Raw genomic sequence first — 14,608 nt, forward strand, 5'->3', positions numbered from 1 at the left:
TATTATATGCTTAAATTGAATGTTTCAAATCTATGTTTTATCAATGCAACATACCGCTCCTGCATCTCTCCAGGAAGGAAGCTCTGGCGGATGCAGGCTTCCCATTCGGGGAGGATGTGTTGGAAGCGAGCGAAAATATTGTCACACACTTTATCATCCAGTCCTGAGACTGTCATCGCTTCGAGGAAGTGTTGGCGAGTGAGTTTGCGCTTTTTTGCCACAGAGGGTCAGTGCCAATTCTTCTGTATCCTCAGGAATAACAAGTGCCGTAGACAGCAGGTCATAGGCTGGAGTAAGTTGATATTCGTTCCTCTCTGGAGCATAGAGCGAGTAATTCTTGAGGTGCATATCGGCATTACCTATCAGCCACGAAAAGAGTCCCCGCTCCCAGTACTTGACAAGATCAAGTTTCGGCACAGAGCTATACTTGGAGATCAGCTTGGCTACCTGCTCGTGTGAGCCTTTGTATTTATATTCGGTCAGACGCTCTGAGAGCTGGCACATATCTTCCATTGGGAGCTTTTCCCCTTGCCCTGTTCGGTCTATGCGACGAGTGATGTAGCATAGTTCGCCATCGCTGAATCGCATCAGTCCATGAGGAACTGTCTCTATCTTGGCAATCTCAGCAAGGTGCATCGATACATCCTCCAGCTCGGGGAGATGCGGATAATGCTCTGTTTGAGGTTTAAGAATAAATCGCCCCCATAAGCCCACAATGGTAAATTGCTTGGGGAAATGGCTCATCTGATCAAAATCAAGAGATAGCTTGGGTTGTACTCCTGTAATTGTGGTTTGTGAACGAACAACCTCGTCTGCCAATGCTCGTACCTCACTACTTGTATAAGGCAATATCGGCGCTTGGTTTGTTCCAAACAATTTACGACAACACTTTGCATGGTAATCCACCTCTCCATCAACCAAAGGTTCGTAGCAGTATAGGCATCTATTCTTCATCTTCAATCGTTTTTAGAGGTTCGATACTTACCGCTCCAATGCAGTCTCGGCAACAAGCCAACAGCAAAGCCATTCGATCCCTTGCGTCTATCTTCCAATTCTTCTGAGCAATATCTAACAGCCATCCCTCAGGGATAAGTCCGTCAAAAAATGGATGAAGCATATTGCTTTGGAAAGGTTCTTTTCGCAAAGGCATTGTTAGGCTTATGCCTTGAGCTTCGGGCATAGTGAGATAGTCCTTGTCGTAAGCAAAGGAATAGCCTTCATCACTTTCTGTGAGGATGCCTGCCTTGAGGCTTTTCCAATAAACAATTGCCTGTTTCATACGTCATCTCCTTCTCGTTTCATCGGCACAGGACCACACTCCGAGCCAAAGAGTTCAAAGATTTTATTGACCTTGTCGAGGCGGAGCGTGGTCTTACCCTGCTCGAGTTCACGCACGAAGCGTAGCCCCACTCCTGCTTTCTCGGATAGGTCTACTTGTGTCAGTTTATATTTTTTGCGCATTTCCTTCACGTACTGCGCTATGATTGTCCTCGCTACCATTTTATATCAATTGCTGCTTGAAGTGTCACACTCTGGATATGTACCCAAAATGCCGTTTTCGGGTACACGTCCCAAAGATATGTACCCATTTTGTCTCTTTTGGTACATATTCAAGGCATATCACTATGCACGACTCACTCCGCCAAAGTCATTATATACCTTATCAGTGGCAAATATAAGGAATGGAAATCTATTATGCCCCTTTTCGGGGGTATTATTTCAATGAAAGAAGGAATTATACCCAATAAGGAGGACTATGATATTTTCCTTGCATCACTTTGCTTTGATATGCTCCGAAATGGGTACCACTAAATCCTATCTGTATATTTATTCCCCATTATCTCTTTCTTGCATCGGGAAGTAGTAGGAAGAGGTGATTTCAGGTAAGTTGCTGAGTCTGTATTTCTTGAAGTCTCTTTGTCTGGGAAAACGTCGGAGATTGAGTCACTCCTTTGTGAATAGGCTTCTTTGGGAATATTTATATGCAGCAGTAAGGTGAAATATTTATGGGAAAATGTAGAGTTGCTCTCTTTTCGTATGAAGGTTTTTGTTCTTTGTTGCGAAACGCCACGTGGATACGAGATGTGCTAAGTTCAGCCATTTTTAGGAGGAGGTACTCCGATGTCCTGTCTGAGTTTACCCACATTTTAAGCTCGTTTAGGAAGTTGTCAGCAATACAAAATGAGACGATGAAGTAATTTATTGTAGTTTTTTCTAATAGGGAGGGTTAAAGCTGCGGTTACTAACCATCAACCCTTTTGCTCAAAAGCATTAACCCTTTTGAGAGTTTGCTTGGATGGTTTATGGAGTTTGTACAGAGGCTTTTGAAAGGAGACGTTACTCGCTATTGTATTCATCTCTCCTGTGCTCTATTTTGAAAGAGTGTGAGCCACTGATTGCACTATCGTGGATTTCAAACTTTGCTACCACTTTCCAGCATAGCTCCCGACAGAAGTTTGCCCTTTTGGTGCGATAATTCAACTCTTTCTTCTAATTACGCAAAGAAGGTAGAACTATTGTTATTGTGGTTTCGTTTTTTTGAGGCGAACTAAGTCATCCTTCAGTAGTTCTATCCTTCTTTCCTTGTAACTATACACTTTCCTTGGAGGGGTTTTGTTTGTCAAATCTCTTTTAGGAGTAATTTTTTTACTCTGTGGCTAGCACCCCTCGGGAAAGATTGAGTATAAGCCTGATATGTCAAGATGTCTTCTTTAGATCTATGGACGAGTTAAGTAAGTAGCTGTGAGGAGTGTTATAGAAATGTTTGAACCCTATCCAGAAGGGCCTTTGATAGACTAAAAAGGATGGGATTCAGGGATTGTTGTGGGTTAGTTGTGATGTTTTTAACTCCTTTTTGACAACTATCAACATATTTGTTTGTATATTTGCGATGGCTCTTTAGTGATGTTGTCGTTATTGAAATAGAAAAAAGAGCTGAATGTGAAACGAAGTTTTTATATGTAATTGATAAATGCAGTTATGAAAAAAGCAATATTATTTGCCCTTACGACTCTCCTTTTTTCTATAGGAATGTGGGCACAGAATGAAAAGAAAGAAAGCGGTGCTGTAATTAGTGCCGAAGTCGTAGAATATGATTTTGGAGCCATAAAAGAGGCTAATGGTCCTGTTTCTTACACTTTCAAACTTAAGAATGTAGGCAAGGCTCCGCTCGTTATAACTCGCATCAATGCTTCTTGCGGTTGTACAACTCCTGAATTTTCTACAGAGCCTGTTGCTCCTGGAAAGGAAACACCTGTAAAGGTGACTTATAATCCTGCTGGTCGCCCTGGACAGTTTGTGAAAACAATCGCTGTCTATAGTAATGGAAAGGATGGTGCTTTTACGCTTCGTATTAAGGGTGTAGTAGAGTAAATCAGTAGATTTATCTATTACTACATATAGAAAGGACTTCTTATACCAACCTCTCTATAGGAGGGTATTGGAGGTTCTTTCTTATATGTAGCTCTGTCTTATAAGAAAAACTTGGTCAAAAAGGAGGAAAATAGAGTTTATAAACGATTGTGGGTTATGGAGAAAATTCGAATTTGCTACCTCTTTTTGCTTCTGATTTTGGGCTTAAAAACTCATGCTTCGTATGCCCAAAAGCAAAATCCAGTCTTGGTGCTGACAGATACAGTGCATAACTTCGGTAATATTGCAGAGGAGAAAGGACTTGTTACTGCTACTTTCTCTTTTATTAATGAGGGAACCATTCCTTTGATTATTACTCAGGTTACTACAGATTGTGGGTGTACGACTTCTTCCTATACTCAAGAGGCTATTGCTCCAGGCAAGAAGGGGAGCGTACAGGTTGTGTATAATCCTGCAGGTAGACCAGGACCTTTTGTTAGAACTGTGCGTATTTATTCCAATGCCAATAAGGTAGCTAAAGCCCTTGTTAAAGGTGTGGTAACTACATTGGGAGGAGCAAATTCAAAAAAATATACCCATAGTATTGGAGAGCTTCAGTTAGGTAATAAGGAGCTTTACTTCTCTATAATAACTGATAAGAAAAGAATACCTCTCCGCCTTGAGGTGCAGAATTCATCTTTACAACCTCTGCGTGTCAAGATTGTGAAGGCTCCCTCTTTTTTGAGCTTCGACAAAAAAGAGTTTCTTCTTGCATCTAAAGAGCCTGATGAGATAGAGATAACTCCTAAGATGCCTACAACTAAGCGTTCTGCTCTATATCAAGGAGATGTTGTTGTTGAAGTGTCTGATTTGAATAATGTGAAGAGGAGGGGCAGTGTTCGTGTTACAATGCCTTTCTTGCAATCGAGCGATTTAGCTTTAGAGAAGTCTCCGAAGTTAAACCTCAATACTTACCAAGATTTAGGTGTTGTAGAGCCAGGCATCTCTTATAAGGGATTTGTAGAGCTTGAGAATGAAGGTGAAAAAGAACTTTTTGTGTATGGTGTAGTGTCGGAAAATGAGGTGGTGAAAATCAATTCTTTTGACTCTAAAATTAAATCTGGAAAAAAGGGACGTATAGCCTATACAATAGAGACTCGTAAGATAGGATCAGGTAAAGAGTTCTCGACCAATATATCCCTATTGGTGAATGATCCATCGGCTCCTCTTAGAAAAGTTAAGGTGTTGATAAGGACCTTAAATACAAGGAAGAATTAAGTATAACCATTGTTGCATATTTTGTCTATGAATAACAATCCCAATAACGAGCCTTTTGAGTACGATGATGCCGAGGCTGTCTCTTTTATCCGTGCTAAAATCAGCAAATCTCTCGCAGAAAAACTTACAGACGATGAAATCTATTATTTTCTCGATCTTATAACAGAGTACTATGAGAGTAGAGGCGTTTTTGAAGAGTTTGAGGAGGAGTCTAATGATAGTTTTGTTTCAATAGATTTGAACGATATCGCTGATTTTATCATTAAGAATGCTCTTCGTGATCAGATTGGAAAATACACAGAAGAAGAAGTCTTAGAGGTCGTAGAGGCAGAAATGGAGTTCTGTGGTTTTGATGAGGTTGGAGAGGAGTAGTGGGTGCGAGATAGCTTTCTAATCAAGTCTTTCTATGGGACAGAATAAACTTAAAAAATTTGCCGATCTTGATACTTATAAGTGTGTTTTGCAGTACCCTTATGCTCGTTTAGAGGCAGAAGGGTTTCCCTATCGAGGGGCTTGGAGAGAGAAGTTCTTTCAGGCTCACCTTCCTGTTGTTGTAGAACTTGGATGCGGCAGGGGGGAGTATACAGTAGAGTTAGCTCGAAAGGATAAGGATCGTCTCTATATAGGCATTGATCGTAAGGGAGCTCGTATATGGGGAGGTGCCACTATTGCGGAGCGTGAAGTACAGACGAACGTCGCTTTTTTACGAACGGATATCAATCTCTTAGAGCACTTTTTTGCTCCTCAAGAAGTGGATGAGTTGTGGATTACTTTCCCAGATCCTCAGATGAGCAAAACGCGTGCTCGTTTAGTTTCTTCTATGGCATTTACCCTTTATAAAAAGATATTACGTCCAAATGGGCGTATCCATCTCAAGACAGACAGTCCTTTTTTGTATGCTTATACCAAAAGTTTATTGGAGGTTAATGAGATTTTTACTTTGCTTGACACTGCAGATCTTTATGGTGATAATGGAGTTGTTTTGCAGCAAATACCCAATATACAGACACAGTTTGAGCGCCAATGGCTTAGTCGAGGTAAGAGTATAAAATATCTGTCTTGGTACCTCCCAACTGATAGACCGTCCGCTTTTGTGGAACCTAAAGAAGAACCTGAACATGATGATTATCACAGTGTTCCCAGAGGGTATCAGCCTACTAAAGGGGAGAAACGTTACGATGGACGATAATGGATAGTAATTAATAAGAAGTGTTTGTGGAGATGCACTAATCGTTTGTTAAATCTATAGTTGTGGTTTGAAGAGTTTTATGAAACATTTATATCCAGCTTTGATATTAGAGGCTTTGAAACATGTTCGTTACCCAGGTACGGGAGAGGATATAGTTTCTTCAGGAATGGTACAGGATGATATACGTATAGAAGGAATGAAAGTGTCTTTTTCTATCCGTTTCCCTAAGTCCAACGACCCTTTTTCTAAATCGCTTATTAAAGCTGCAGAACAAGCAGTGCTGACTTATGCCTCGGAAAATGCCGAAATAAAGGGAAATATCACAGCTCTTTTTGAAGCTCCCGATTCGGAAATAAAAGAAAATCCGCTGGAACAGGTGCATAATATAGTGGCTGTTTTCTCGGGCAAGGGAGGAGTGGGCAAAAGCACCCTTACAGCCAACTTAGCTGTTGCTTTGGCAAGAAAGGGCTATAAAGTAGGTTTGTTAGACGCTGATATTTATGGTCCTTCTATGCCCAAAATGTTTGCATGTGAGGCTGCTCGTCCTGTAGCAGAGCAAACTCCAGAGGGCGATAAAATTGTTCCTGTGGAGGTAATACATGGCATAAAACTACTCTCTATTGGCTTCTTTGTGGATGCTGACAAGGCGTTGGTCTGGCGTGGGGCTATGGCATCTAATGCTTTGGGACAACTTATCAGAGATGGTCTGTGGGGAGATTTGGATTATTTGCTTATTGATATGCCTCCAGGAACCAGTGATATTCATTTGACTTTAGTGCAAACTATAGGTATCACGGGTGCTATTGTAGTTACTACACCTCAAGAGATAGCCCTTATAGACGCTCGTAAGGGAATTGATATGTTTACTACCGATAAAGTAGGAGTTCCTATTTTGGGGATTGTAGAAAATATGTCTTGGTTTACCCCTGCCGAACTTCCTGAAAATAAGTATTATATATTTGGAAATGGAGGAGGAAAACGTTTGTCAGAAGAGCTTCAAATACCATTCTTAGGACAAATACCTCTTGTACAAGGGGTTTGTGAGGGGGGCGATACTGGTGTGCCTGTAGCAGCTCGCGACAATTCCCTATTGGCTACTTATTTCTCAGATTTGGCGGATAGAGTTGTGGAGCAGGTATCATATCGTAATAGCAATGAGCCTCCCACAGAGAAAGTAAAAATTACTACTTGAAAGAGACTATTACGACAGTCTTTACATAATATAAAGTATAGCAAATCGGCTTGTCGCTGGTCACTCTTCTTAGAAAGAGTGAAAAGAGGAAAGTCCGGGCAACGTAGAGCACCATACTTCCTAACGGGAAGTCTTTTGTCTTTGAGAAATTGAGGACAGGAGGAGTAGTGTAACAGAGAATAACCGCCCTGTTTGTACAGGGTAAGGGTGAAAAGGTGAGGTAAGAGCTCACCGGAAAGGGTAGTGATACTCTTTGCCGTACATCTTATGGGTTGTAAGATCAAGTATACCGATGTTTATGAGGGTTGCTCGTCCTCTATCGGGGGGTAGATCGCTTGAGCTATGCGGTGACGTATAGTTTAGATTAATGACAAGCGCCGCTCATGCGGTACAGAACCCGGCTTATAGATTTGCTGTACTTTTTTAGAATAAGAAATTGTTTCTCACTGAGATATATGTGTGATTTTGAGACTGAGATAACTTATCACCTGCCTGTGTTGTGTACAGAGGCTATAAAGGCATTGATATCAAATCCCAATGGAGTATATGTGGACGCCACTATGGGAGGAGCTGGTCATACTCAAGCTATTTTGGAGGCTTTAGGTCCTCAGGGAATATTGTATAGTTTGGATAGAGACCCCGATGCCGTCGCCAATGTGCCTAAAGACAGTAGATGCACTTTTATAGCCACTAATTTTCGTCATATTGCCCAATGGATGGCATACTATGGAGTAGAGCATGTAGATGGTATTTTGGCAGATTTGGGGGTCTCTTCTCACCATTTCGATACCGCCGAGAGAGGATTCAGTTTTCGTTATGAAGATGCTTTGCCCGATATGCGTATGAATAATAGATCGGGTATAACGGCTGCAGAGATACTTAATACTTACTCAGAAGAGGCTTTAGCAGATATATTCTACTATTATGGAGAGCTCAGAGATGCTCGTAAAATAGCTTCCCTTATAGTTGGTAAACCCTCTGAAGAACGAAATTATAGAAGATTGAGTGAGATCATTGAAAGTATAGCTCCTACTCTTCCTTCCAATACACAACAGCGGAGGCGAAAGCTAAGTCAGCTTTTCCAAGCCTTGCGTATCGAAGTTAATGATGAGTTGGGAGCTTTGCGCTCTCTACTCGCTTCTTCGCAACGTTTGTTAGCCCCAGAGGGACGTATTGTAGTGCTTACATATCATTCGTTGGAGGATCGTATTGTAAAAGATTGGGCTAAGGGTAAGGAAAACAGGGAAGAGATTGCATATTCTGTATATGGTGTTCCGAAGAATCCAATAGAGCCTTTGACTCGAAAGCCTATAGTTCCATCCGAGGGAGAGATAAGACTTAATTCTCGAGCACGAAGTGCTAAAATGAGAGTTTACAAGATAAACTAATCTATAATCTGCATGGGTATAGGAGGAGAGGTATTGGAGTTTTTTGAGAGATAAATAATAGTTTGGGCAACCAAAAGAGGATAGTATGGTCAGAATAGGTTACTTTTGTGTTGTTCGAATAGGAAAAAGACATTTATTGAGATGATAAAAGTACACCACGAAGGAGTCGGTATTCTTATAAGTTTCTTCCTCGTTTTTGTTGTTGCTTCGGTGACAGCGTTCTTCTATGCTCACTGGATGATATTTTGGATTGTATTGCTATCTTCTGTTGTTTTGATGGGGTTAGCATTAAATTTTTTCAGAAGCCCGCACCGTAGTAATGCTTTGGTTAATGAACCTGGAGTTATAGTAGCTCCTGCCGATGGAAAATTAGTGGTTGTAGAAGAAACTTACGAAAGTGAATTTTTCCATGAAAGACGCTTAAAGGTTTCGATATTTATGTCCATTTTCGATGTTCATGCCAATTGGTTCTGTTGTAATGGATTGGTAAAACATGTAAGCCATACGGAAGGTAATTTTTTGAAAGCTTTTCTCCCCAAAAGCAGTGTGGAGAACGAACGCTCTGCCGTGATTATAGAGACCCCTGAGGGGTATAAGGTTTTAGAGCGTCAGATTGCGGGAGCAGTGGCTCGTCGTATTGTAACTTATCCGGAGGTAGGAGATGTTGCTACGATAAATGATTTTATAGGGTTTATAAAGTTCGGTTCTCGAATCGATTTATATCTTCCCATAGGGACAGAAATTTGTTTGACTCCTGGCATTAAAGTCAAAGGTAATACGACTATATTAGGGAAATTGCCCGTATAAAGAAAACTGCGATGAGTAAGATAAGAGCCTTTATCCCTAACTTCATAACCTTGATGAACCTTTTGTCTGGTTGTATAGCTATCTATTTCGTGCTTGTTAAGGGCGATTTTACAGGGGCTTCATGGATGATTGTGATAGCTGGAATTTTTGACTTGTTCGATGGTTCGGTTGCTCGTCTGTTGAGAGTCCAAAGCAGTATTGGTGCCGACTTGGACTCTCTTTCTGATTTGGTGAGCTTTGGGGTAGCTCCCTCTTTTCTTCTTTTCGAGTATGTGAGAGGTGGAGAGTTAGAAAACTCTTTTTTCTGGGCTCTCCCAGCTTTTTCTATAGCTCTCTTTGCAGCCTATCGGTTGGCTAAGTTTAATAATGATACAAGACAATCTACAAGTTTTATAGGTCTTCCAGTTCCAGCTAATGCCCTTTTTTGGATTGGAATTGTTGCTGTACTTCCTCAAGTGGAATGCTGTTTCTCTACGATAGCCTTGATTATGGGGCTTTACGGACTTTTACTCTTAATGGGTTGGGCTATGATCTCAGAAATTCATTTACAGAGTTTTAAGGTACACTTCCCTATTACTTTGAAAGAAGATCGTGAGAGACTTTTTTTTGCCCTCGTCTTAATAGTATTGGGAGTCGTTACTTGTTTTTTGTGGGGCTGGGGAGGAGTTAGTGTTGTAATAGTTGCCTACTTTGCAGGGTCTTTAATAATGGGTAAGAAAAAAGATAAATAGATGACATTGATTTTTTTTCTATTGATTTTTATTTTCCTTTTGATCCTTTTGATTGGAGGGAGGGTTTTGTCTGTTCTGTTGGGATTCTTCTCACAACCTTTTAGACAAAAAACGACTGGAGCTAACAAAAAAGACTCTACTCCTTCTGCTCATCGGGGAAAAGTTGATATGCAAGAAGTTAATCTGCGTCGTTTTGATAAGGATCAGGGGGAATATGTAGATTTTGAAGAGGAGAAAGATAAAGATTAGAGGGTAAATAGTAGTACTTTTACGAGAAATAAAAAATCAGATAAATAAAATAGATTATGGCTTCAAAGAGAAACTTGAAAAAAGGAATAAAGGAGATTACTTCCTATTTGGTAGACGATATTTTTCTGCTCTACAACATATTGGGCGAAGAGAGTTACGCTGAGATAGAGGCTCTTTTGGGACGTACTGTTTCTTTAAGCATAGACACGATAACAAAGGTATCTCATGCTATTGGCGAAAAAAACTCTACTTCGATAAGGAACTATTATCAAAAACTTCAAGAGAAGTTCAATGATGAGGTAGAAGAAATCGAAGAATCGATAGAAAAACTATTGCAAAAAACTATTAAGTAAGAAGCGTTGAAATTTTTTGCTCGAGCATTACTCAGGATTATGGGATGGAAGTTAATACTTCCTCCCGATAATCCAAAGAAAAGTGTGATATGTGTGGCTCCTCATACGAGCAATGCAGATTTTTTTATAGGTAAGCTCTATTATATGTCTATTGGAAGGAGTGCTTCCTTTATGATGAAAAAAGAGCTCTTCTTTTTCCCTTTAGGATATTTACTGAAGGCTATGGGAGGAGTGCCTATAGATCGCTCTCGAAAAGGAGAGATCGTAAATACGATGGTTAAGCATTTTGCACGACAAGAATGTTTTTCTGTGGCAATAACTCCAGAAGGAACTCGTAAGCCTGTGGAAGTTTGGAAAACTGGCTTTTATAGAATTGCTCTTCAAGCAGGGGTTCCTATTCAGTTGGCTATGATAGATTTTTCTAAGAAAGAGGCTGGTATATTTTCTACCTTCTATCCTACTGGAGATGAAGAGGCAGATATAAAATATATACGTAGTTTCTACTGTAGCGAGCAGGCTAAATACCCTGAGAATTTTATAGAATATAGAGAAAGATGATGAGTGAAACCCTCAAAGTAGCCTTAGCCCAAGTTGATATTGTTTGGGAAAAACCTTCTGAAAATTTAGAGATTATTTGTACCCGAGCTTTCGAAGCTGCTCGTCAAGGAGCAGAAGTAATCGTTTTTCCAGAGGTTATGACTACAGGCTTTTCAATGAGGTTAGAGAGGGTGGCAGAGGATTTGCCTTCTTACTCATTGGCTCGTGTTCGAGAGATTGCAAGAGAGGCAAATATTGCCATTGTGTCATCTATATTGATAAAGGAAGAGGGTAAATATTACAATCGAGTGTATATGATAACTCCTCAGGGCGAGGAGTATTATCAAGATAAGCGTCATCTTTTTAGAATGGGAGGCGAAGCGAAGTGTGTTTCTCCAGCCACTCATCGTACAATCTTTTCGTATAAAGGATGGCGCATATTGTTAATTGCATGTTACGACCTTCGTTTCCCTGTTTGGTGTAGGAACAAATCTAACGAGTATGATCTACTCATAGATGTAGCCAATTGGCCAGAACCACGTCGTGTGGTTTGGAGTACGCTTCTTAGAGCTCGTGCGATGGAGAATATTTCTTACGTCTGTGGTGTTAATAGGGTAGGGGTCGATCCTGAGGGTTTTGTTTACACGGGGGACTCTGCCTTGATTGACTCAAGGGGAAAAGAACTGATTCTTTGTCCTTCTAAAGAGGAGATACTACAGGTGGTTACTCTTGAGAAGACCCCTTTGCTACGTATGCGAGAGAAGTTTCCTGCTTGGATGGATATAGATCCGTTTACCTTAGATTTAAGTGCCCCTTATCCGATTTATTAACTATTTAAAAACTTAGCTCTTGATTCCTATTTTTCTTTATCTTTTCATCGCATTCAATACTTTATTCAATTTGAGCCTTTTTATGATGGAAGAGCCACAAAACTTGAAAGAACCGCAAAATATAAAAACGATCTACTTAGGGGGTGGATGCTTTTGGGGTATGCAAAGCTATTTCGAAGGTGTGCAGGGTGTGGTTGGTACCTCTGTGGGGTATGCCAATGCCAATCGCCCTAATCCTCGTTATGAAGATGTAGATACGGACTATGCAGAGGTGTTGCGCATAGATTATGATACAGATAAGTGCTCCCTGCCTTTCTTGCTGGATCTTTATTTCGATGTAATAGATCCTACCTCTCTCAATAAGCAGGGAGGAGATGTAGGACGCCAATATAGAACGGGTATCTATTACGTAGATAAAGCAGATGCTCCTGTTGTTACTCAAGCTTTGGAGCAATTGGCAAAACGTTATAAAGCTCCTATTGTAGTAGAAAATATGCCCTTGATTAACTTTTACTTGGCAGAAGAGTACCACCAAAACTATTTGAGAAAAAATCCTGCAGGCTATTGTCATATAGGGAAAGATAAGATTGCCAAAGCACGGCAAGCAAAATATGTCGATCGTGTTGCTCTGAGAGAACGATTGACAGAAATGCAGTATTATGTAACGCAGGAGAAAGGTACAGAACCTCCTTTTCAAAATGAGTATTACAATCATTTTCAAAAGGGAATTTACGTTGATATAGTAGATGGGACTCCTCTTTTTATCTCATCTGATAAGTTTGAGAGTGGTTGTGGATGGCCTGCTTTTTCGGCCCCAATAGACTCTGCTGTGGTAAACTACTATCGAGATTTGTCTCATGGTATGGATCGTGTGGAGGTAAGGAGCAAAAGTAGTGGAGCTCACTTGGGACACGTGTTTGAAGATGGTCCCATAGAGTCGGGAGGAGAGCGTTTTTGTATAAATAGTGCTGCTCTTCGCTTTATCCCTATAGAACGCATGGAAGAAGAGGGGTATGGGAGATACATCGAACTTTTGAAGTGATTTTTTAGGATTTTATATTCCTATAGCTGTTCACTTTAGCGTTATATAGAGGAATATAAAATTTTTTATTCTACCTTTGTGCAAGTTTTCTTGGAGGGAGGTCTCTCCCTCTGTTATTGGATTTTGAAATAAATTTAATTACATAGTTGTTTTAGGATATGGATGCTAAAATCAGGGAATTAACTGATAAGATTTTTAATGAGGGAGTTGAAAAAGGTAAGCAACAGGCTAATCAGTTGATTGCAGAGGCGGAACAGAAAAGTCAAGACATTCTATCTATGGCTAAGACCGAAGCCGATCGTATACTGAAAGAGGCCGAAAAGACTGCTTCTGAGTTAAAGAAGAATACCGAGTCTGAACTCAGATTGTATGCAGGTCAAACTTTGGAAGCCCTCAAAGCTGCAGTGGTGGATAGCATTACTGACAAAATTGTAAACGCTAATATCAAGTCTGCTACAGAAAATCCCGATTTTATGCGCAGTGTTATCCTCAAAGTTGTACAAAATTGGACTCCTGGCGAAGAAGTAATTATCGAAACTGCCGATGCTAAAGCTCTGGAGACCTATTTTGCTTCTAATGTGAAAGATTTACTTGATCGTACTGTAACGGTACAAGAAGCTGCAGGATATACAACAAATTTCGTTTTAAAGCCAAAGGATGGAGCCTACAAGGTTGAATTTGGTCAGGAAGAACTTGTAGCATTTTTTAAGAATTTTCTTCGTCCTCGTTTGGTTGAAATGTTGTTTTAAGTTATGGCTAAGTACTATGCCACCATATCGGGGTTGCCTAATATAGGGGTTGACGATAGGAAAATTCCTTTTTCGTCGGCTTTTTTTGTGAAGGAACTCGAGCAGGAATTAACCCCTAGGGATAAGAAATTGTTTCTTTATCTCCGTTGGGAAGAGGAAAATCATTTTTTGATAGACTTTTTGGAAGACCCTGACCATGCTCGAGAAGCAGTTGAGCAACCTACGTTGTTTTCTTTTGAGGAGTTGGAGCTTGTTTTAGAGGCTCTTAAGAAGAAAGATCGTTTGCCTAAGAACAATCTTCCTCCTTATTTTATCCCTTTCTTGAAAGAGTTTGTTATTGGGCGTGAAGAAGAAGAGGACTCTCTCTCCGAAGAAGAGAGTCGCCTTTGGCCTACTCGTTTGGAGGATAAACTTGCTGACTTTTACTATTCTTATGCTTTGGATAGTAAGAATGAGTTTATTGCTGAGTGGTCTCGCTTAAACTTAGATATACGAAATGTGTTTGCCACATTTACGAGTCGTAAGTTAGGTTGGGAACCCAAAGAGTATATTGTTGGAGACACAGAAGTGGAACGTAAACTAAAAGCCTCAACGTCTCATCATTTGGGTTTGTCTGAAGAGGATATGTCCTACATCAATACACTAATTTCTGTCCAGAACGAAAATGATATAACTCGTCGAGAGAGAATGATTGATGTACTTAAATGGAATTGGCTGGAAGAAAAGACTTTCGACTTAGTTTTTGATATAGAAAGTTTATTGGCTTACTATTTACGCTTGCGCATCATAGAGCGTTGGACAGAGTTAAACGAAAAAACGGGAGAGGAAACTTTCCGTAATATTGTAGCTACTTTGAAAAAGGAGAGTAATAGCTCTCTTAATGAGTTTAAGAAAAATCAAAAGAAATAATAT

18 protein-coding genes, 1 other RNA gene and 1 pseudogene are annotated in these 14,608 nt (G+C 40.2%); 17 read left to right on the plus strand and 3 right to left on the minus strand.

Annotation, left to right across the window (positions count from 1 at the left end; translation table 11 throughout):
- Positions 1–2 precede the first annotated feature (2 nt).
- The 3 genes and pseudogenes from JCM15907_RS11035 to JCM15907_RS05710 all read right to left on the minus strand — a co-directional run bounded on the left by JCM15907_RS11035 (position 3) and on the right by JCM15907_RS05710 (position 1,500).
- A pseudogene (locus JCM15907_RS11035) lies at positions 3–954 on the minus strand (HipA domain-containing protein).
- Positions 944–1,279 carry a HipA N-terminal domain-containing protein gene (locus JCM15907_RS05705; RefSeq protein WP_025843062.1) on the minus strand — a complete coding sequence of 112 codons (336 nt, stop codon included), beginning with the start codon at positions 1,277–1,279 and terminating at the stop codon, positions 944–946. Before JCM15907_RS05705 ends, JCM15907_RS11035 begins: the two are co-directional and overlap by 11 nt.
- Positions 1,276–1,500 carry a helix-turn-helix transcriptional regulator gene (locus tag JCM15907_RS05710; protein WP_025843063.1) on the minus strand — a complete coding sequence of 75 codons (225 nt, stop codon included), beginning with the start codon at positions 1,498–1,500 and terminating at the stop codon, positions 1,276–1,278. The genes JCM15907_RS05705 and JCM15907_RS05710 overlap by 4 nt, the downstream gene beginning before the upstream one ends.
- Before the next feature lie 90 nt (positions 1,501–1,590).
- Between JCM15907_RS05710 and JCM15907_RS13000 the strand changes: the two genes are divergently transcribed.
- From JCM15907_RS13000 to JCM15907_RS05795, 17 genes are all read left to right on the plus strand, one after another.
- Positions 1,591–1,812, plus strand: a complete 222-nt coding sequence (locus tag JCM15907_RS13000) for a hypothetical protein (protein ID WP_159099918.1) — start codon at positions 1,591–1,593, stop codon at positions 1,810–1,812.
- A 1,218-nt stretch (positions 1,813–3,030) separates the two neighbouring features.
- A complete protein-coding gene (locus JCM15907_RS05725) occupies positions 3,031–3,372 on the plus strand; it encodes a DUF1573 domain-containing protein (protein WP_370664413.1) in 342 nt (113 codons plus the stop codon).
- 156 nt (positions 3,373–3,528) lie between these two features.
- Entirely contained in the window at positions 3,529–4,629 is a 1,101-nt protein-coding gene (locus JCM15907_RS05730; RefSeq protein WP_025843065.1) for a DUF1573 domain-containing protein, read from the plus strand.
- A gap of 27 nt (positions 4,630–4,656) precedes the next feature.
- On the plus strand, positions 4,657–5,001 hold the full coding sequence (locus JCM15907_RS05735) for a hypothetical protein (RefSeq protein ID WP_025843066.1): 345 nt from the start codon (positions 4,657–4,659) through the stop codon (positions 4,999–5,001).
- 34 nt (positions 5,002–5,035) lie between these two features.
- Complete coding sequence (gene trmB, locus JCM15907_RS05740; RefSeq protein ID WP_025843067.1) at positions 5,036–5,818, plus strand: tRNA (guanosine(46)-N7)-methyltransferase TrmB; 783 nt, start codon at positions 5,036–5,038, stop codon at positions 5,816–5,818.
- A 79-nt stretch (positions 5,819–5,897) separates the two neighbouring features.
- Complete coding sequence (locus tag JCM15907_RS05745) at positions 5,898–7,010, plus strand: Mrp/NBP35 family ATP-binding protein (RefSeq protein ID WP_025843068.1); 1,113 nt, start codon at positions 5,898–5,900, stop codon at positions 7,008–7,010.
- A 37-nt stretch (positions 7,011–7,047) separates the two neighbouring features.
- Positions 7,048–7,431, plus strand: an RNA gene (gene rnpB / locus JCM15907_RS12315) — RNase P RNA component class A.
- A gap of 34 nt (positions 7,432–7,465) precedes the next feature.
- Positions 7,466–8,398 carry a 16S rRNA (cytosine(1402)-N(4))-methyltransferase RsmH gene (gene rsmH / locus JCM15907_RS05750; RefSeq protein ID WP_025843069.1) on the plus strand — a complete coding sequence of 311 codons (933 nt, stop codon included), beginning with the start codon at positions 7,466–7,468 and terminating at the stop codon, positions 8,396–8,398.
- A gap of 141 nt (positions 8,399–8,539) precedes the next feature.
- On the plus strand, positions 8,540–9,205 hold the full coding sequence (locus tag JCM15907_RS05755) for a phosphatidylserine decarboxylase family protein (protein ID WP_199897229.1): 666 nt from the start codon (positions 8,540–8,542) through the stop codon (positions 9,203–9,205).
- Positions 9,206–9,216: 11 nt separating this feature from the next.
- Positions 9,217–9,936 carry a CDP-alcohol phosphatidyltransferase family protein gene (locus tag JCM15907_RS05760; RefSeq protein ID WP_025843071.1) on the plus strand — a complete coding sequence of 240 codons (720 nt, stop codon included), beginning with the start codon at positions 9,217–9,219 and terminating at the stop codon, positions 9,934–9,936.
- Positions 9,937–10,185, plus strand: coding sequence for a hypothetical protein (locus tag JCM15907_RS05765; protein ID WP_025843072.1), 249 nt, complete (start codon positions 9,937–9,939; stop codon positions 10,183–10,185).
- A 56-nt stretch (positions 10,186–10,241) separates the two neighbouring features.
- Positions 10,242–10,538, plus strand: a complete 297-nt coding sequence (locus tag JCM15907_RS05770) for a hypothetical protein (RefSeq protein WP_025843073.1) — start codon at positions 10,242–10,244, stop codon at positions 10,536–10,538.
- 39 nt (positions 10,539–10,577) lie between these two features.
- On the plus strand, positions 10,578–11,096 hold the full coding sequence (locus tag JCM15907_RS05775) for a lysophospholipid acyltransferase family protein (protein WP_036883165.1): 519 nt from the start codon (positions 10,578–10,580) through the stop codon (positions 11,094–11,096).
- Positions 11,093–11,905 (plus strand): nitrilase family protein, encoded by an 813-nt coding sequence (locus tag JCM15907_RS05780; protein ID WP_051522411.1) that lies wholly within the window; start codon positions 11,093–11,095, stop codon positions 11,903–11,905. The genes JCM15907_RS05775 and JCM15907_RS05780 overlap by 4 nt, the downstream gene beginning before the upstream one ends.
- An 82-nt stretch (positions 11,906–11,987) precedes the next feature.
- Positions 11,988–12,947, plus strand: a complete 960-nt coding sequence (gene msrB, locus JCM15907_RS11040) for a peptide-methionine (R)-S-oxide reductase MsrB (RefSeq protein WP_036885578.1) — start codon at positions 11,988–11,990, stop codon at positions 12,945–12,947.
- Between the two features lie 158 nt (positions 12,948–13,105).
- Positions 13,106–13,696: an ATP synthase subunit E gene (locus tag JCM15907_RS05790; RefSeq protein ID WP_025843076.1), complete on the plus strand. Its 591-nt coding sequence runs from the start codon at positions 13,106–13,108 to the stop codon at positions 13,694–13,696.
- A gap of 3 nt (positions 13,697–13,699) precedes the next feature.
- Positions 13,700–14,605, plus strand: coding sequence for a DUF2764 family protein (locus tag JCM15907_RS05795; protein ID WP_025843077.1), 906 nt, complete (start codon positions 13,700–13,702; stop codon positions 14,603–14,605).
- Positions 14,606–14,608 lie beyond the last annotated feature (3 nt).

It is taken from the genome of Porphyromonas gingivicanis JCM 15907 (assembly GCF_000614585.1).
GTDB classification, from domain to species: Bacteria; Bacteroidota; Bacteroidia; order Bacteroidales; family Porphyromonadaceae; genus Porphyromonas; species Porphyromonas gingivicanis.